The sequence below is a fragment of the Gluconobacter potus genome, from assembly GCF_015244705.1.
In the GTDB taxonomy this organism is placed as follows: domain Bacteria; phylum Pseudomonadota; class Alphaproteobacteria; order Acetobacterales; family Acetobacteraceae; genus Gluconobacter; species Gluconobacter potus.
In genome coordinates, this window is the sequence record NZ_JABCQF010000005.1 from 157,288 (window position 1) to 174,383 (window position 17,096).

General features: G+C 62.0%; 18 protein-coding genes and 2 riboswitches. Of the genes, 12 read left to right on the plus strand and 6 right to left on the minus strand.

From position 1 onward, the window contains the following. Nucleotides 1-401: 401 nt before the first annotated feature. The gene (locus tag HKD31_RS09915; protein WP_194264920.1) at nucleotides 402-1,046 is read right to left on the minus strand and encodes a hypothetical protein; all 645 of its coding nucleotides are present in this window, start codon (nucleotides 1,044-1,046) and stop codon (nucleotides 402-404) included. Further along, nucleotides 1,043-2,104, minus strand: a complete 1,062-nt coding sequence (gene mutY, locus HKD31_RS09920) for an A/G-specific adenine glycosylase (protein ID WP_194264921.1) — start codon at nucleotides 2,102-2,104, stop codon at nucleotides 1,043-1,045. The genes HKD31_RS09915 and mutY overlap by 4 nt, the downstream gene beginning before the upstream one ends. Nucleotides 2,105-2,114: 10 nt before the next feature. Between mutY and HKD31_RS09925 the strand changes: the two genes are divergently transcribed. Both HKD31_RS09925 and HKD31_RS09930 read left to right on the plus strand, forming a co-directional pair. Further along, on the plus strand, nucleotides 2,115-2,657 hold the full coding sequence (locus tag HKD31_RS09925; protein ID WP_194264922.1) for a DciA family protein: 543 nt from the start codon (nucleotides 2,115-2,117) through the stop codon (nucleotides 2,655-2,657). A 112-nt stretch (nucleotides 2,658-2,769) separates the two neighbouring features. Further along, nucleotides 2,770-3,360: a hypothetical protein gene (locus tag HKD31_RS09930; RefSeq protein WP_194264923.1), complete on the plus strand. Its 591-nt coding sequence runs from the start codon at nucleotides 2,770-2,772 to the stop codon at nucleotides 3,358-3,360. Between the two features lie 67 nt (nucleotides 3,361-3,427). On the opposite strand, the gene serB is transcribed toward HKD31_RS09930, so the two are convergent. Continuing rightward, nucleotides 3,428-4,321: a phosphoserine phosphatase SerB gene (gene serB / locus HKD31_RS09935; RefSeq protein ID WP_194264924.1), complete on the minus strand. Its 894-nt coding sequence runs from the start codon at nucleotides 4,319-4,321 to the stop codon at nucleotides 3,428-3,430. Nucleotides 4,322-4,363: 42 nt separating this feature from the next. On the opposite strand from serB, the gene miaA reads away from it, so the two are divergent. The 6 genes from miaA to speE all read left to right on the plus strand — a co-directional run bounded on the left by miaA (nucleotide 4,364) and on the right by speE (nucleotide 10,490). Then, entirely contained in the window at nucleotides 4,364-5,362 is a 999-nt protein-coding gene (gene miaA, locus HKD31_RS09940; RefSeq protein ID WP_194264925.1) for a tRNA (adenosine(37)-N6)-dimethylallyltransferase MiaA, read from the plus strand. A gap of 30 nt (nucleotides 5,363-5,392) precedes the next feature. Next, nucleotides 5,393-7,186, plus strand: a complete 1,794-nt coding sequence (ilvB, locus tag HKD31_RS09945) for a biosynthetic-type acetolactate synthase large subunit (RefSeq protein WP_194264926.1) — start codon at nucleotides 5,393-5,395, stop codon at nucleotides 7,184-7,186. Next, entirely contained in the window at nucleotides 7,186-7,713 is a 528-nt protein-coding gene (ilvN, locus tag HKD31_RS09950; protein WP_011252649.1) for an acetolactate synthase small subunit, read from the plus strand. Before ilvB ends, ilvN begins: the two co-directional genes overlap by 1 nt. Next, complete coding sequence (ilvC, locus tag HKD31_RS09955; protein ID WP_011252650.1) at nucleotides 7,713-8,732, plus strand: ketol-acid reductoisomerase; 1,020 nt, start codon at nucleotides 7,713-7,715, stop codon at nucleotides 8,730-8,732. The genes ilvN and ilvC overlap by 1 nt, the downstream gene beginning before the upstream one ends. A gap of 340 nt (nucleotides 8,733-9,072) precedes the next feature. Next, entirely contained in the window at nucleotides 9,073-9,552 is a 480-nt protein-coding gene (gene speD / locus HKD31_RS09960; protein WP_194264927.1) for an adenosylmethionine decarboxylase, read from the plus strand. A 65-nt stretch (nucleotides 9,553-9,617) separates the two neighbouring features. Then, entirely contained in the window at nucleotides 9,618-10,490 is an 873-nt protein-coding gene (gene speE / locus HKD31_RS09965; protein WP_194264928.1) for a polyamine aminopropyltransferase, read from the plus strand. A gap of 35 nt (nucleotides 10,491-10,525) precedes the next feature. On the opposite strand, the gene HKD31_RS09970 is transcribed toward speE, so the two are convergent. From HKD31_RS09970 to HKD31_RS09980, 3 genes are all read right to left on the minus strand, one after another. Then, the gene (locus HKD31_RS09970) at nucleotides 10,526-10,954 is read right to left on the minus strand and encodes a MarR family winged helix-turn-helix transcriptional regulator (RefSeq protein WP_194264929.1); all 429 of its coding nucleotides are present in this window, start codon (nucleotides 10,952-10,954) and stop codon (nucleotides 10,526-10,528) included. 98 nt (nucleotides 10,955-11,052) lie between these two features. Further along, on the minus strand, nucleotides 11,053-11,334 hold the full coding sequence (locus HKD31_RS09975; RefSeq protein WP_194264930.1) for a putative hemolysin: 282 nt from the start codon (nucleotides 11,332-11,334) through the stop codon (nucleotides 11,053-11,055). A 3-nt stretch (nucleotides 11,335-11,337) separates the two neighbouring features. Further along, a complete protein-coding gene (locus HKD31_RS09980) occupies nucleotides 11,338-11,640 on the minus strand; it encodes a putative quinol monooxygenase (RefSeq protein WP_194264931.1) in 303 nt (100 codons plus the stop codon). Nucleotides 11,641-11,731: 91 nt separating this feature from the next. Then, a riboswitch (glycine riboswitch) is annotated at nucleotides 11,732-11,821 on the plus strand. Further along, nucleotides 11,822-11,898: riboswitch (glycine riboswitch) on the plus strand. It abuts the riboswitch before it with no gap. A gap of 79 nt (nucleotides 11,899-11,977) precedes the next feature. Between HKD31_RS09980 and gcvT the strand changes: the two genes are divergently transcribed. From gcvT to HKD31_RS10000, 4 genes are all read left to right on the plus strand, one after another. Further along, on the plus strand, nucleotides 11,978-13,123 hold the full coding sequence (gene gcvT, locus HKD31_RS09985) for a glycine cleavage system aminomethyltransferase GcvT (RefSeq protein WP_194264932.1): 1,146 nt from the start codon (nucleotides 11,978-11,980) through the stop codon (nucleotides 13,121-13,123). 36 nt (nucleotides 13,124-13,159) lie between these two features. Beyond that, a complete protein-coding gene (gene gcvH / locus HKD31_RS09990) occupies nucleotides 13,160-13,519 on the plus strand; it encodes a glycine cleavage system protein GcvH (RefSeq protein WP_062455063.1) in 360 nt (119 codons plus the stop codon). Between the two features lie 75 nt (nucleotides 13,520-13,594). Further along, complete coding sequence (gene gcvP, locus HKD31_RS09995) at nucleotides 13,595-16,450, plus strand: aminomethyl-transferring glycine dehydrogenase (protein ID WP_194264933.1); 2,856 nt, start codon at nucleotides 13,595-13,597, stop codon at nucleotides 16,448-16,450. Nucleotides 16,451-16,645: 195 nt separating this feature from the next. Further along, nucleotides 16,646-16,957: a putative quinol monooxygenase gene (locus HKD31_RS10000; RefSeq protein WP_194264934.1), complete on the plus strand. Its 312-nt coding sequence runs from the start codon at nucleotides 16,646-16,648 to the stop codon at nucleotides 16,955-16,957. Nucleotides 16,958-17,096: the final 139 nt, after the last annotated feature.

The following is a 17,096-nucleotide window of genomic DNA, read 5'->3' on the forward strand; positions in this document are numbered from 1 at the left end:
AAAACCGGGAACTTCAGGTATGCGATTTTCTGTCGTTAAATAATGGGTAGTATAACAGAAGAGACGGCCCGTTCCGTCATGACGGACCCCAGAAACGGCAAGAAAAGAACCTCTAGATGACATATCTTCCCATGACAGCCGGAAAACAGACCGGCTTCGTATGAAATACCTGTCTGCTCCAGACACAGGAATGTTTAGAACAAAAATCCCGCCTGTGAAGGACATCAATCAAACATTACAATTAATTGAAAAAACCCTTTCTCGTGAAGGGGAATTGAATACAGCCGGAAGGCTTCCGTGAAACGGATGAGGACCACAAAGGTCTGGTTCCGGTATTTCAGGTTGGAAATATCATTGAGGTGTCCCGGATGGACTCTCCGGGACTGGCCGCGTCTCTGGTTTTACAGTGTTGCCGGTTCTGGCGTCGGGGCTGTCTGACGGTGCACGGCAAGAGGGGCCGGGGCAGAGTCGATCTGCCAGGTCAGGTCGATCGAAGCGGTCGTGCCAGGCATGATCTGGCCGATCCGGGTCAGGGCATCGGTGTTCAGGAAGAGGGGAAGGTTTCTCTCGCCAAACCGGAGAGTCATCTGCTCGTGCAATGTCGGAGTCGGCAGGTCTTCACCGGTGTCGTCTTCCAGCTTCAGGGTATCAGGCGTTACGAGCAGGGAAAGTCCGCGCAACATTTCCAGAGTCAGGGGAAGGAAGGTTTCCCACTCTTTTTGCGCCGGGGAATAGTAATCCACGAGGCCGGAACCAAAAGGTACGCTGATCAGGTAAGTCTTATGCCTGGGCAGGAAGAATGCGACCCGGTTATGAGGCAGTTCCTGCATTTCCATTTCCGGGAAAGCCCGGGGCATGGACACGCGTTTTTCCATGAACGGGCGGCAGGGGAACTGGAAGGCAGTCGGGACAATGGCGCAGAGTCCCGGCAGACGGCCTGGCTGGAAAGGGGTGCTGGTCGGAGCATCTTTCAGCGGATCGTGGTCGAGCATCCCGCCATGCCAGTCCATGAACCACAGGCGCAGTGTCGGGTGTGTTTCAGTCATCGTGTCTCCGGAGTCTGCTTGGTGAGGGCCAGACATTTCTTCATGACGCCGGGCAGGGCGGCGCGCTTTGCTGAGCGGAACGTGCCGAAAGAGGAATCGATCCCTGCATTATGGCTCTGTGGAAGGCAAGCCTCGTAGACTGTAAGATACAGGGTGAAATGGGTGAAGACATGGCGGATCTCGCCTCTGCGGACCCAGTGGGTCAGGCAGGGGGCGTGGGTGAGGGCTTCTTCGTCCGTCCAGGCTGTGCTGCGCCAGTCGGTTCCGGGGAGTTCGTCCATGCTGCCGAGCAGGCCGGTGGGCGGGCGTGTCCGCAGAAGGATCTGGTCGCTGGAGTCGTGCAGGAGGAAGTGCGCGCCGTAACGGGTGGGGCGGGCCTGTTTGGGCTGTTTGGCCGGAAGCTGTGCTGCGATTCCACGGGCATGGGCGATGCAGGATGTCTGCCAGGGGCAGGTCAGGCAGGCGGGGCTGCGCGGGGTGCAGATCGTGGCGCCGAGATCGAACAGGGCCTGTGCGAAATCGGAAGGGCGGCTCTGGGCGACAGGATCGTCGTTCAGGAGTGCGGCCTGCCGGGCGAGCAGCGGGCGTGAGGCCGGGAGGGGATCTTCGATGGCGTTCAGGCGGGCTGTGACGCGCTCGACATTGCCATCAACCGGGACGACGGGGCGCCCGAAGGCGATGGCAGCGATGGCGCGGGCCGTATAGGCGCCAATTCCGGGGAGCGTCAGCAGCTCTTCGACCGTATCGGGGAAACCGCCGCGTTCGGAAACGCGTTTTGCACAGGCATGAAGATTACGGGCGCGGGCATAATAGCCGAGGCCGGCCCAGAGGTGCAGGACATCTTCAAGCGGGGCGGCTGCGAGGTCCTGAACCGTCGGGTAATGCGTGAGAAAGCGCTCGTAATAGGATATGACGGCTTTGACAGTTGTCTGCTGGAGCATGATTTCGCTCAGCCAGACGGCGTACGGGTCCGGACGCTGGCCGGGCAGGCTGCGCCAGGGAAGGGCGCGGCGATGGTGGTCGTACCAGCGCAGCAGTGCGGATGCATCAGGAGTCACGGGAAGGGATATGACGAAGGATTGCGGTTCGGACAAGCGCCCTACACGAAACACGTCCCGAAAGAAGGCCGCACCGGAGCCCGATGGCTGGGTGCCGTCAGACCGGAACTGGAAGCCGCGCCGCTCGGGGGCGAAGCAGATCGGGTCTTTCGTGCAGGCGCTGACGCAGCCGGTCTTCAAGAAGAAACCGCCCGTGCTGGCGCGACTGATGATGGACTGGGTGGATTTTGTCGGGCCGCGTCTGGCAAAGCAGACCGAGCCACGCCGTCTTTCTGCGGGGACGCTGACGCTGGCGTGTTCGGGACCGATCGCCATGGAGCTTCAGCATCGGGCGCCCCAGATCATCGAACGCATCAATGTCGCCTGCGGGTTGCGGGGGGAATATGGAATCGAGCGTCTGAAGATCGTTCAGGATCTGGTCGCGTTCGAACGGCCGACGCCGAAGCGTCCGAAACCGGTACAGATCGAGGTGCCGGATATCGAGGATGAGGAGCTTCGACTGGCGCTGGAAAGCCTTGGTGGACATCTGGGCGCGCGGCGCAGGCGAAGGTGACGGAAATGTTTCACGTGAAACAAGTTGTTTCGTCATGGGAAAGCCACCTTTCCACGCGATCTGATAATGCCGATATGGGAAAATGATCGGGCTTTCCCACAGGAGACTTGCCATGACCTTTGCACACAGACCCGCTGCCGCACTGATGCTGGCGTTGCTGGCGTCCTCGATTTCCCTCCCGGCCTTTGCCCAGCACGGTGGCGGCGGAGGTGGTGGGCATGGCGGTGGTGGAGGCGGTGGCTTCCACGGCGGCGGTGGCATGGGCGGTGGCGGTTTCCATGGTGGCGGCATGGGCGGCGGATATCGCGGTGGCCCCGGTGGTGGCTGGGGCGGCGGCTATGGCGGTGGGCGTCCCGGCTGGGGTTTCCGTGGAGGCGGCTGGGGTGGTGGCTGGGGTGGCCCGCGCTTTGGCGGCTGGGGTTATCCGGGCTGGGGTGGCTGGAACGGCTGGGGCGGTCCCGGCTGGTTCGGTTATGGCTGGGGCATGCCGGGCTGGGGCGGTGGCTGGGGCTGGGGCGGCTGGGGCCTTGGCGTCGGTCTGGGCATGGCGGCCGGAATGGCGGTTGCCTCGCCTTATGGCTATGGCGGTTACGGTGGCTATGGTGGGGGCTATGGCGGCGGATATGGTTATGCGCCGGGTTATGCTCCCGGTTACGCAGTGCCGTCCTATTCGGGTGTGCCGCCCTATACCTGGGGATACTGATCGAAAAAAGCCGCCGGAGGCTGGGACTTCGGCGGCTTTTTTCGTTTCTGGTGGTGCGGATGTCCGGTCAGTCCGTGACAAAGTCCCGCGCGTGATAGCCCTGTGCAAAGAGATGCGCGCGCAGGTTGGCGAAGTTGATCTGCGTGGAAATGATGCGGCGGACATTGGGCTTGGCATGGAAGGCCAGACCGAGGCCAGCGCTGGCGAGCATCGGGATGTCGTTTGCACCATCACCGGTCGTGAGGGCAGCACGAAGCTGTACGCCGCGCTCTGAGGTCAGGCGTTCGAGATGATCGCGCTTGGCGTCCGGGCCGAGGATCGGGCCGGCGAGGCGTCCGGTGATCTTGCCGTCCTCGATTTCCAGCGCATTGCCGTAATTCTCATCGAAGCCGCAGAGTTCGGCTACGCGCTGAGTGAACCATGTGAAGCCGCCCGATACGAGGGCCGTGCGACCGTTGTGCTTGCGCATGGTCTGCACGAGTTCGCGCGCGCCTTCTGTCAGGGTGACGGAGGCCCAGACGTCTTCAAGGACGGAGGCCGGTTTTCCGGCCAGAAGGGCCACGCGCTGCTCAAGTGCGGTTTCGAAATCCAGCTCACCGTTCATCGAGGCACGGGTGATGGCGGCGACGTCTTCGCCACAGCCCAGCAGATCCGCCAGTTCGTCGAGCGTCTCGCCCGTGACGATGGTGCTGTCCATGTCGGCGACGAGGACGGCCCGGCGCCGGCCGCGCGTTTTCAGAAGCAGGGCATCGACGCGATAGGGCGCGAGGGTTGCGCGGATGGTGGCGGCGCTGGCCGAGCCGGGACGCGGCGGGGGGCAGGGAATGTCCACCGCTTCGCCCGGGGACAGGACGATGGGCGCATTGCCCTTGACGAGCGTCCGGGCCACGTCGATGGCCTCGGGTTTGAGGGGGCCGGATTTCCGGTCAGCGATAAGGGTCAGGACGGCAGGAAGGGACATGGGATCTCGTAACGGTCCGGCACGTGTGGCAGGAGGGGAGGAATGAACGCCCCGAAGACGACAGAAGCAAAAACTGCGATCATTGTGGCTGGACCGACGTGCTCCGGCAAGTCGGCACTGGCGCTCGATCTTGCCCGGACCTTTGGCGGTACGGTCATCAATGCGGATTCCATGCAGGTCTATCGTGATCTGCACATCCTCACAGCTCGGCCCGACGCGGCCGACGAAGCTGCGGTGCCGCACCGGCTTTACGGCGTTCTGGATGCGGCCGTGCCGGGGAGTGTGGCCTGGTGGCGGTCCGAGGCGCTGCGGGAGATGGACGCGGTCTGGGCTGAGGGGCGGATGCCGATCCTGTGTGGCGGGACGGGGATGTATCTGCGGGCGCTGACGGATGGTCTGGTGGAAGTGCCGGACCCTGGCGATGCGGCGCGGACCGAGGCTCGGGGTCTGGCGGAGGAAATCGGGCCGGAGGCGCTTCATGCGCGGCTGATGCAGGTTGATCCGGAGACGGCATCGGGCTTGCGTCCGAATGACACGCAGCGGATTTCGCGGGCCTGGGAGGTCTGGACGGGGACGGGGCGCGGACTGGCCTGGTGGCGGTCGCAGCCGGGGCTGCCGCCTGCTCCGTGCCGGTTCGTGTCCGTGCGACTGGACCCGGAGCGGGAGGGGCTGCGCCGGGCGATCGATTCCAGATTCGGGCAGATGCTGGAGGCCGGGGCTCTTGAAGAAGTGTCCGCTCTGCTGGAGCGGGGGCTTGATCCGGTTCTGCCTGCCATGCGTGCGCATGGGGTGCCCGAACTGGCGGCTGTTCTGCGGGGGGAGGTCCCGCTTGAGGAAGCGCGGAAATCCGCCGTCCTGGCCATCGGGCGCTATACGCGGCGGCAGGCGACCTGGTTCCGGCATCATGCGTTGGGAAAGGGTGAGGATGCGATGATTTCGTTGCGCAGATATACCCATTCTGCGCAAGAATCGGAAAGTCAGTATGAAAAAATAGAGAACTTTATATCTGAACGAGTTGACGCCGCTGCGCGGGCGTCCTAAATCCCGCCGCTCATACCTTGGGAGGAAACGGTGACGGCTGCTGAAAGAGACGCAGGAACAGGCAATGAGGCGCTGAATGGCGCGGAGGTGCTTCTGCGCGTTCTCGATGAAGAGGGTGTGGAGGTCATATTCGGATATCCGGGTGGGGCTGTCCTTCCGATTTACGATGCTCTCTTCAAGCAGGACCGTATTCGCCATGTGCTTGTCCGCCATGAGCAGGCTGCCGTTCATGCTGCCGAGGCCTATGCGCGTTCGACAGGCAAGGTTGGCGTGGTGCTGGTGACGTCGGGTCCGGGGGCGACCAATGCCGTGACCGGGCTGGTGGATGCGCTGATGGATTCCATCCCGCTCGTCTGCCTGTCGGGTCAGGTGCCGACCAAGCTGATCGGCAATGACGCGTTCCAGGAAGCCGACACGACGGGCATCACGCGTCCGGCGACCAAGCACAACTATCTCGTGCGGGAGCCGGGTACGCTGGCGCAGACCGTGCGTGAGGCGTTCGAGGTTGCGCGTTCGGGCCGTCCGGGGCCGGTTCTGGTGGATCTGCCCAAGGACATCACGGTCGGCAAGGCACCGCTGACGAAGCCTGCGCTGTCACGCCTGCAGCGTCTGAGCCATCAGGGTGGCCCGGATGCGGAGGCGATCGCGCGGACTGTCGAGGCGATGAAGACGGCCAAGCGTCCGCTTTTCTATACGGGCGGTGGCATCATCAATTCCGGGCCGGAAGCGTCGGAACTGCTGCGTCGTCTGGCGCGCAAGACCGGTTTCCCGGTGACGTCCACGCTGATGGGCCTGGGTGCGTTTCCGTCTCCCGATCCGCAGTTTCTCGGCATGCTGGGAATGCACGGCTCTGTCGAGGCCAACATGGCCACGCATGGTTGTGACCTGCTGATCGCACTGGGCTCGCGCTTCGATGACCGCGTGACGGGGCGTGTGGATGCGTTCTCGCCCAATTCGTTCAAGGTCCATGCCGATATCGACCCGAGCCAGATCGACAAGATCGTGCCGGTGGATGTGCGGATCGAGGGCGATGTGCGCGATACGCTCGAAGCACTTCTGGAAGCCTGGGGCGATACGCCGGCGCCGGATCTGTCCACCTGGTGGAACCAGATCGCGTCCTGGCGCAGCGTGGATGGCTTTGGCTTCACGCAGGACATGGACCCGTCGGCCATCATCCGTCCGCAGCATGCCATCCGCCGTCTGTACGAGCTGGCGCAGGAGACGGGGCGTGACACGTTCGTCTCCACCGAGGTCGGGCAGCACCAGATGTGGGCGGCGCAGCACTTCCAGTTCGACAAGCCAAACCGCTGGCTGACATCCGGTGGTCTGGGAACGATGGGCTATGGTCTGCCGGCCGCCGTGGGCGCGCAGGTGGCCCATCCGGATGCGCTGGTGATCGATATCGCCGGTGAGGCGTCCACGCTCATGAACATCCAGGAACTGGGGACGATTGCGCAGTATCGCCTGCCGGTGAAGATCTTTATCCTGAACAACCACTATATGGGCATGGTCCGTCAGTGGCAGGAGCTGCTTCACGGGTCGCGCTATTCGCAGTCCTACAGCGAGGCGTTGCCGGACTTCGTAAAGCTGGCTGAAGCCTTCCATGCGACCGGAATGCGGGCGACGCATGTGGGTGAGCTGGATGACGTGATCCGCCGGATGCTGGCGCATGACGGTCCGGTCGTGGCCGATATCTGTGTGGCCGAGGGCGAGAACTGCTATCCGATGATCCCGTCGGGGGCGGCGCACAACCAGATGCTGCTGGGTCCGGATCAGGATTCCGAAGCGGCGGGACTGACCGAAGAAGGAAAGATGCTGGTCTGATGACGGAGACTATCCAACATTCGGTCATCTCGGTTCTGATCGAGGACGAGAGTGGCGCGCTGGCCCGCGTGGTGGGCCTGTTTTCCGGCCGTGGCTACAACATCGAGAGCCTGACGGTGGCGCTGGTGGATGCGGAGCAGAAGCTCTCGCGCATCACGGTGCTGACGTCGGGCACGCCGATGGTGATCCGGCAGATCAAGGCGCAGCTCAAGCGCCTGATCCCGGTGCATGATGTCTGCGACCTGACGGAAGAAGGGCCCTATGTGGGGCGTGAGCTTGCGCTGGTGAAGGTCGTCTCGTCCGGTGACCGCCGGACGGAGGCCCTGCGCATTGCGGATTCGTTCCGTGCGCGCCCCGTCGATACGACGGCCATGAGTTTCGTGTTCGAGCTGACGGGGTCTCCCGAGAAGATCGACGCGTTCATCGAGTTGATGCGCCCCCTTGGCCTGGCCGAGGTTTCGCGCACCGGGATTGCCGCCATCGGGCGCGGTCCTTCAGTGTTTCATCTTAAAAAGGAGCCTGTCTGATGCGGGTGTATTACGATCGCGATGCCGATCTGAATCTGATCAAGAGCAAGAAAGTCGCGATCATCGGCTATGGCAGCCAGGGTCACGCCCACGCCAACAACCTCAAGGACAGCGGCGTTTCCGACATCGTCATCGGCCTGCGTCCGACCTCTTCCGCCGTGAAGAAGGCTGAGGAAGCCGGTTTCAAGGTGATGGAGCCGGGTGAGGCTGCTGCCTGGGCCGACGTTGTCATGGTCCTGACGCCGGATGAAGGCCAGGGCGCGCTGTACAAGGAAAGCCTTGAGAAGAACCTGAAGCCGGGCGCTGCCCTGGCCTTCGCTCATGGTCTGTCCATCCACTTTCGCATCATCGAAGCCCGTCCGGACCTGGACGTGTTCCTGATCGCGCCGAAGGGTCCGGGTCACACGGTCCGTTCCGAATACCTGCGTGGTGGTGGCGTGCCGTCCCTCGTGGCCGTGGCACAGAACGCTTCGGGCAATGCGCTTGAGATCGCCCTGTCCTACGCTTCCGCAAACGGTGGTGGCCGTGCGGGCATCATCGAGACGACCTTCAAGGAAGAAGTCGAAACCGATCTGTTTGGTGAGCAGGCTGTCCTGTGCGGTGGTCTCGTTGACCTGATCCGCGCCGGCTTCGAGACGCTGGTTGAAGGCGGTTATGCGCCGGAGATGGCCTATTTCGAGTGCCTGCACGAAATGAAGCTGATCGTGGACCTGATCTACGAAGGCGGCATTGCGAACATGAACTACTCCATCTCCAACACCGCCGAATACGGTGAATATGTCACGGGTCCGCGCATCATCACGCCGGAAACGAAGGCCGAGATGAAGCGCGTTCTGACGGACATCCAGGACGGCACGTTCGTTCGCAACTTCATCCTTGAGAACCAGTCCGGCGGCGTTGGCTTCAAGGCCATCCGCGCCCGCAACGACGCTCACCCGATCGAGAAGACCGGTGAGAAGCTGCGTGCGATGATGCCATGGATTGCCAAGGGCAAGCTGGTCGACAAGGCCAAGAACTGATCAGACTAATCCGAGGGGCCGGATTCGGCCCTTTGGAACGGGGAAGCCTCAGCTTCTTTCGGGCGTCGGGATTTCCGGGATTCGTTTCCCGGCGATCCGGCGCCCGAACTGTATGTGGCGTGTCTGGCTCAGGAAAGTTCCGTGCCTGAGCCCTGTGTGCAGGAGAGGGAAAACCCGTTTCTCATGCAGTGGGAGCATGGGATTGGTGGGTTATGTGACATATTCGGGAATTGCCCCATAAAGTGCTTGCATCAGGGGGAGGGGGCCGCTAACTAGCGCGCTTCCTGGCCCAAGGGGGCAATTTTGCCCAACAGGCTGTCTACTGGTTTGGGGGTACGTGATGAACGCACTTGCTCAACTGGGGATGGTATCGGAACTCCCGAGAGATATCCAGAACGGCGCAGCTCACCTCGTTGAGGAGGAGCGCAAGGATTACTTCATTGAGCGTGATGGCGAGCGTTTTGCTGGCAATCACCTGCTGATCGATTTCTGGGACGCCCGGAATCTCGATGATCCGATGCGGATCGATGAAACGCTGTGCGAAGCTGCGGTGGCGGCTGGTGCGACGATCCTGCACAGCCATTTTCACCACTTCACGCCCAATGGTGGCGTGTCCGGCGTGATCGTGCTGGCGGAAAGCCATATCTCGATCCATACGTGGCCGGAACGGAATTATGCGGCTGTGGACGTGTTCATGTGCGGCGCATGTGATCCGAACCTGTCGATCCCGGTGATGCAGCGCCTGTTCCAGGCCGGCCGGATTGAGGTCGATGCCGTGCGGCGTGGCCGCGTGCAGGACAAGGCCGCGAAAGCAGCCTGAACTGATGAAAGGACCGGGTGAACCCGGTCCTTTTCCAATACAATCCCACAAGGAAACGATGATCCATGGCTGAAACATGGCTCAACGAGACCCTGTACCCGGACTGGGGACAGCGCTTTCTCGTTACGCGTGAGCTCGCACGGGTAAAATCCGACTTCCAGGATGTGGTGGTGTTTGAAAGCTCCAGCCACGGTCGAGTGCTGGTTCTGGACGGTGTCATCCAGATCACCGAGCGTGACGAGTTCGTCTATCAGGAGATGCTGACGCATGTGCCGCTTCTGGCGCATCCCTGTGCGAAGCGCGTGCTGATCATTGGTGCGGGTGACGGTGGTGTTCTGCGTCGCGTCCTGCAGCATGACACGGTGGAAAAGGCTGTCATGGTCGAGATCGACGGTGCGGTGATCGAACTGTCCAAACAGTATCTGCCGGACATTGCCGGTGACGCATGGAACGACCCGCGGGCCGAGGTCATTGTCGGCGACGGCATCGACTATGTGGCCAAGGCGGCTGACGGCTCGTTCGATGTGATCATCGTCGACAGCACCGATCCGATCGGTGTGGGTGAAGTGCTGTTCACGGACGAGTTCTACAGCAACTGCGCACGCATCCTTTCGGCTGAAGGACTGATCGTGAACCAGTGTGGCGTGCCGTTCATGCAGGCGGATGAGCTGTATGAGACGAGCCTGCGTCGCGCGAAGTTCTTCCCGCATGTGGGTGCGTATGTGGCTGCTGTTCCGACCTATGTCGGCGGGTTCATGACGCTGGGTGTGGCCTCCAAGGGGCAGGCTCCGAACACGCAGACGGTCGAGCAGATCCGCGCCCGTGCGGAAGCCGCGAAGATCCTGGGGACGACGCGTTACTGGACGCCGGAGATCCATGTCGGGTCGTTCAACCTGCCGCCCTATATTGCCGAGCATCTTCCGAAAACCGGAAAATGATCGTGCGCCTGCCCCATCATTTAAGGGGCAGGCAGCTACAGCTGGCTTTTCAGGCTGCTGGTGATCCGTTCCAGAAGTGTTACGAGAATATCGCGTTCAAGGGGTGTGAACCCCTTGAGTGCTGTGTTGGTTAAATGTTCCATAACAGGAACGATATTCCGGCTTTTCCGCTGCCCGTCCGGTGTCAGTGTGACCAGTGTGCTGCGGCGGTCTGTCGGGTCTGGTTCGCGCTGGATCAGGCCGTCGCGCTCCATCCGGGCGAGAAGTGTCGTCATGCCCGGCTGTTCGATATCCGCAAAATCCGCGAGGGCTTTCTGATTGAGGATCTTTCCGTCCTGCAAAGCCTGCAACACGGGGAGCTGACCGCTCCGAAGACCTGTCTTTTTGAGTTCGCGTTCCAGCAGGAGCGTGAAGAGCCTGGTATTGCGTGTGGTCAGGGCGCTTAGCTGCGAAGGGGCGGTCATTCGGATTCCGGGGATCATGTGGATGGAATACATAACATGTTATGTATTGAGAAAATGAAAAACCCGGCTGGCCTTTTCAGGCTGGCCGGGCTGGAAAATCAGGACGTCATCTTGGCCAGGGGCGCGACGCAGCGGTGTTCGCGATAGAGCGTCCATTCATCGCAGACCTGATTGGGCGGGAAGGTGCAGATACCGGTTTCGCCGCCGGCAGTCCGGACATCACCGTGGCGACCGCCCTGCTGCGTGCAATAGACGCTGGCGGGGTTGGGGATGCCGATCAGGCGCGTGCGGGGATTGTGCTGCGGGTGTGAGGCACAGGCCGAAACCGTGCCGCACAGGAGAGTGATGGCGAGAAGGCGTTTCGTGCTTGAAAGATGCATTGTTCAGGGGGCTCTCTTCTTCAGGAAGCGGACACTGCGTTCCTTGATCTCAAGATCTTTTACAGCTTTTGCAAACACCCCGAAATGCGGGGTCTTGAGGTGCTCTTCGAAGGCGGCGCGGTCGGTATAGACTTCCACGAGGATGACCGTGTCGGCTTCCGTTTCGGGGGAGAGGACCGTGAAGCTGTGGCAGCCGGATTCGTCGGCTACGGAACGCTCGCTGTCATAGGCGCAGGCTTCGAGGAACGTCTCATAGGTCGCGGGAGTGGTCTCGAATTCGGCAATGACCGTCAGTTCGCCAGCCATGATGTTCTCCTTTGCGTGTTGCAGGGCAAAAGACCTAACGCATGAGCGATCGTAACGATTGCGGAGTTTTTCGGAAACTGGCAGGATCGCGGGGACCGACACGGGAGAGACCAGCCGTCAGGCTGGCGCCGAAGGAGCAACCGCCCCGGAAACTCTCAGGCCAAAGGACCGAGGCGGTCAGGACATTCTGGAGAGAGGTGCGCTGGACGCATCCGCCGACGGGATAGCGATCTCAGGCGAAAGGACAGAAGGGGCGACGTTTTTCCGGCTGCGTCAGCGTGGAGCCGGGGGCGTCTGCATCTTCACGTCTTGAGATAGAATGGACCGGGCTTTCCCCATGAGCGATTCCCTCCAGCGTACTCCCCTTTATGATCTGAATCTGGAACTTGGCGCGAAGATGGTGCCGTTCGCAGGCTTTGAGATGCCGATCCAGTTCCCGGCCGGGCTGATGACCGAGCATCTTCATACGCGCGAAAAGGCCGGTCTGTTTGATGTGTCTCACATGGGGCAGATTCGCATTGCTGCGAAGAGCGGGGACGTGAAGGACGCGGCTGCGGCTCTGGAGACGCTGGTTCCTGCTGATTACGTCGGGCTTGCCGCCGGGCGTCAGCGTTATGGACTGCTGACCAATGAGGAAGGCGGAATTCTGGATGACCTGATGGTCGCCAATATGGGCAAGGACCTGCTGGTTGTCGTCAATGCAGGCTGCAAGGTTCAGGACGCGGAGCGGATCGAGAAGGCGCTGTCTGATCGCTGTGTGGTGACGCGCCAGTTCGACCGTGCGCTCATGGCACTTCAGGGCCCGGCGGCGGAAGCGGCTCTGGCGCCGCTCTGCCCGGCCGTGAAGGACATGCGCTTCATGGATGTGATCGAGACCGAACTGGCCACGGCGACTGGGTCTGTGCCTGTGACGGTGTCGCGCTCCGGCTATACGGGCGAGGACGGGTTTGAAATTGGCTGTGCGGGCACGGATGCTGACAGGGTCGCACGCGCGATCCTGGCGCAGCCGGATGTGCTGCCGATCGGACTGGGCGCGCGGGATTCGCTGCGTCTGGAAGCCGGGCTGTGCCTGTATGGCAATGACATCGATGTCACGACCACGCCGGTTGAGGCCTCGCTGGGCTGGGCAATCCAGAAGGCGCGTCGTGAGGGCGGTGTGCGTGAGGGTGGCTATCCGGGTGCGGATATCGTGCTGAAGCAGACGCGCGATGGCGTGGCGCGCAAGCGCGTCGGGCTGGTTGCGGATGGCCGGGCTCCGGTGCGGGCGGGGGCGAAGCTCTTTGCCGATGCCGAGGGGCAGAAGGAAATCGGAGTGGTCACGTCCGGGGCGTTTGGCCCGAGCGTGAAGGCTCCTGTTGCGATGGGATATGTCACGCCGGAGTACGCGGCGGTGGATACGCCCGTCTTTGCGGAACTGCGGGGCAAGTATGTGCCGCTGCATGTGCGGGCGATGCCGTTTGTGGCACCCGGCTTCAAGCGCTGAACTTACAGTCGAACTTCAGATCAGGAAAAAGCAGCAATGACGACCTATTACACGAAGTCCCATGAATGGATCCGCGTCGATGGCGACCAGGGCACTGTCGGCATCACGGCACATGCCTCCGAAGAGCTGGGCGAACTGGTGTTCGTCGAAGCCAAGGACGAGGGCACGGAAGTCGCCGCTGGTGATGCGGCAGCGGTCGTTGAGTCTGTGAAGGCGGCCTCCGACATCTATGCGCCGGTTGCGGGCACGCTGGCTGGCTTCAATGACGCGCTGTCCGATGATCCCACGCTGGTGGGCAAGGATCCGGAAGGCGAGGGCTGGATCTTCCGCATGACGGTTGCCAATCCGGACGACCTCAAGGGCCTGCTGACGGCCGAACAGTACAAGAGCCTTTGAGGGGATGCGGGGTCTGCGCTGGCAGGCCCCGTTTTTCTTTAGCCTGCCCCCGATTTCCGCCACTGCTTTCATGAAATGCCAGAGAACCTGCCCGTGACGACCTTGTGGCCTGCCCAGACCGAAGATTTCAGCTCCCGCCATATCGGCCCGCGCCCTTCCGAAATCGGAGAGATGCTGCGTGTCGTGGGGGCTTCCAGCCTTGATGACCTGATCGACCGCACTATTCCGGCCGCCATTCTCGATCGCGGAGATCACGGGATCGGCGCGGCCCTGACCGAGCAGAATGCGCTGGCGCGTCTGCGGCAGATCGCCTCGCGCAATCAGGTTCTGACGTCGATGATCGGGCAGGGCTATTACGATACGGTTCTGCCGCCGGTCATCCAGCGGAATATTCTTGAAAATCCGGCCTGGTACACGGCCTATACGCCATATCAGCCCGAGATCAGCCAGGGACGTCTTGAGGCGCTGCTGAACTTCCAGACGCTGGTGGCGGATCTGACGGGGCTCGACATCGCCAATGCGTCCCTGCTGGACGAGGGCACGGCCTGTGCGGAAGCCATGGCGCTGGCGCAGCGCGTGGGCAAGTCAAAGGCGACGGCGTTCTTCGTGGATGCCGATACGCACCCGCAGACGATTGCCGTGATCCGCACGCGGGCCGAGCCGCTGGGCTGGGACGTTGTGGTCGGTAATCCGGAAACGGATCTGGATGCGTCTTCCGTATTTGGGGCACTGCTGTCCTATCCGGGGTCTTCGGGGCAGGTGCGGGACCCGCGCAAGATGATTGCGGCGTTGCATGAAAAGGGTGCGATTGCGGCTCTGGCCTGTGATCCTCTGGCCTTGGTCCTGCTGGAAAGCCCGGGCGCGCTGGGTGCGGATATCGCGATCGGCTCGATGCAGCGTTATGGCGTGCCGATGGGGGCCGGTGGGCCGCATGCGGCGTTCATGGCGACGCGCGATGCATTCAAGCGGCATATGCCGGGGCGTCTGGTTGGGGTGTCACGCGACAGTGCGGGCAAGCCGGCCTATCGTCTGGCACTTCAGACGCGCGAGCAGCATATTCGCCGCGAGAAGGCGACGTCCAACATCTGCACGGCGCAGGCCCTGCTGGCGATCATCGCGTCCATGTATGCGGTCTATCACGGGCCGGAAGGACTGAAGGCCATTGCCGCGCGCACGCACCGGATGGCGGCGATCCTGTCCGCCGGGCTGAAGACTCTGGGTGCGACGGTCGAGACGGATGTGTTCTTCGACACCATCACCGTTCAGGCTGGCGCGTCCGCGCCGCAGGTTCTGGCGCGCGCCGTGGCTTCTGGCATCAATCTGCGTGATGCAGGGGATGGCCGGATTGGCATGTCCTGTGACGAGACCACGACGCCGGAGACGGTCCGTGCGGTCTGGGCGGCATTTGCGGGTGAGGGCGCGGATCTGGCCTCTGTCGAGCAGGCGCTCGATGTAACGGATACGCTGCCGGAGGGTCTGTCCCGGACGGCACCGCTGCTGACGCATCCTGTGTTCCATGCGCACCGTTCCGAGACGGATCTGCTGCGCTACATGCGCGCGCTGGCCGACAAGGATCTGGCGCTGGACCGGACGATGATCCCGCTGGGCTCCTGCACGATGAAGCTCAATGCGACGGCTGAGATGATCCCCATTACCTGGCCGGAATTCGCGCGGATTCATCCCTTCGCACCCGCCGATCAGGTTCAGGGTTATGCCGAGCTGTTCACGTATCTGGAGCGTACGCTCTGTGCGATTTCGGGTTACGATGCCGTGTCGCTTCAGCCGAATTCCGGCGCTCAGGGCGAATATGCCGGACTTCTGGCGATCCGTGGCTATCACCGCGCTCGCGGCGATGAGAACCGGGATGTGTGCCTGATTCCGGCGTCCGCGCATGGGACCAATCCGGCTTCGGCCCAGATGGCCGGAATGCGGGTTGTCGTCGTGGCCTGCGATGAGAACGGCAATGTGGATGTCGAGGATCTGAAGGCGAAGATCGCGCAGCATGACGGGCGCGTGGCGGCCATCATGATTACCTATCCGTCCACGCATGGCGTGTTCGAAGAGCGGATCGTCGAGATCTGCGAGCTGGTTCATGCCGCGGGTGGTCAGGTCTATCTGGATGGCGCGAACCTCAATGCACAGGTTGGTCTGGCGCGGCCGGGTCTGTATGGCGCGGATGTCTCGCATTTCAACCTGCACAAGACGTTCTGCATTCCGCATGGCGGCGGTGGGCCGGGCATGGGGCCGATCGGTGTGGGCAAGCATCTCGCGCCGTATCTGCCGGGACAGCATGGCATTGCGGTGTCCGCAGCGCCTTACGGCTCGGCGTCGATCCTACCTATTTCCGCAGCTTACATCATGATGATGGGTGATGAGGGACTGCGTCAGGCGACGACGATGGCGATCCTGAATGCGAACTACATCGCGGCCCGTCTGGGTGAGCACTATCCGGTTCTGTATCGTGGCACGAACGGCTTTACGGCGCATGAATGCATCGTGGATCTGCGGCCGCTGAAGGATGCGGTCGGCGTGACGGTGGACGATATCGCCAAGCGTCTGATCGATCACGGCTTCCACGCGCCAACGGTCAGCTTCCCGGTGGCGGGGACGTTCATGATCGAGCCGACGGAATCCGAAGGCAAGGGCGAGCTGGATCGCTTCTGCGATGCGATGATCGCCATTCGTGCAGAGATTGCCGAGGTTGAAGCCGGACGTGTCGGGATGGAAGACAGCCCGCTGCGCTTTGCCCCGCATACGACGGCGGATATGGCTGGGGACTGGGAGCGGTCCTACAGCCGCGAGGTCGGGTGCTTCCCCGGCGGTGTGGACACGTCGAAATACTGGTCGCCGGTCGGGCGTCTGGACAATGCCTGGGGGGACCGGAACCTTGTCTGTTCCTGCCCGGATATCTCGACCTACGCGGAAGGCTGAGCGGGTTTTTCAGTCTGGTGTTTTGGCAAAGGCGTCTTCCTTCGGGGAGGCGCCTTTCTGCTGTCCGGTCCTTTCGGGTCGGATACCCGGCACGGGTTCTTTATCACAAAAGGGTGAGGTATGGTTTCACGTGAAACGCTGCCCGTCGCCCGCAGAGGGCTTTGGGCAGCTTCATTGTTGATGAGGAGTTCCATCATGAGCCAGACGGTTCACATCACGGCCGTTGTCACGGTTCCCGCTGAACATGCGGCAGCGGCAGAGGCGGCTTTTGCGGCCTGTGTCGTGGCATCCCGCCGGGAAGAGGCCTGCCGCCAGTATGTGATCAGCGAGGATATCGAGAAGGCTGGCCGGTTCGTGGCAAACGAGGTCTGGGCTTCGGAAGCCGGTTTTGAGGCGCATCTGGCCGCACCGCATTTCAAGATTCTGGGTGATGCTCTTGCCAAATGCGGTGCGCAGGCCGAGATCATGAAGGTGAAGCCGCTGGACGAGGCTGCCGACGCAGCCTGAAAAAGCTGTTTGCATTTTTATCGGAATATGGGTTCTTCCGTACTTTTCGTGATGATGTTTTTTGATTATGCGGGCTGAAGGACACGCGCCCTGAGGAGTTCGAAGCCTGCTCTTCCGAACATGGTTCGCTTGATCATTT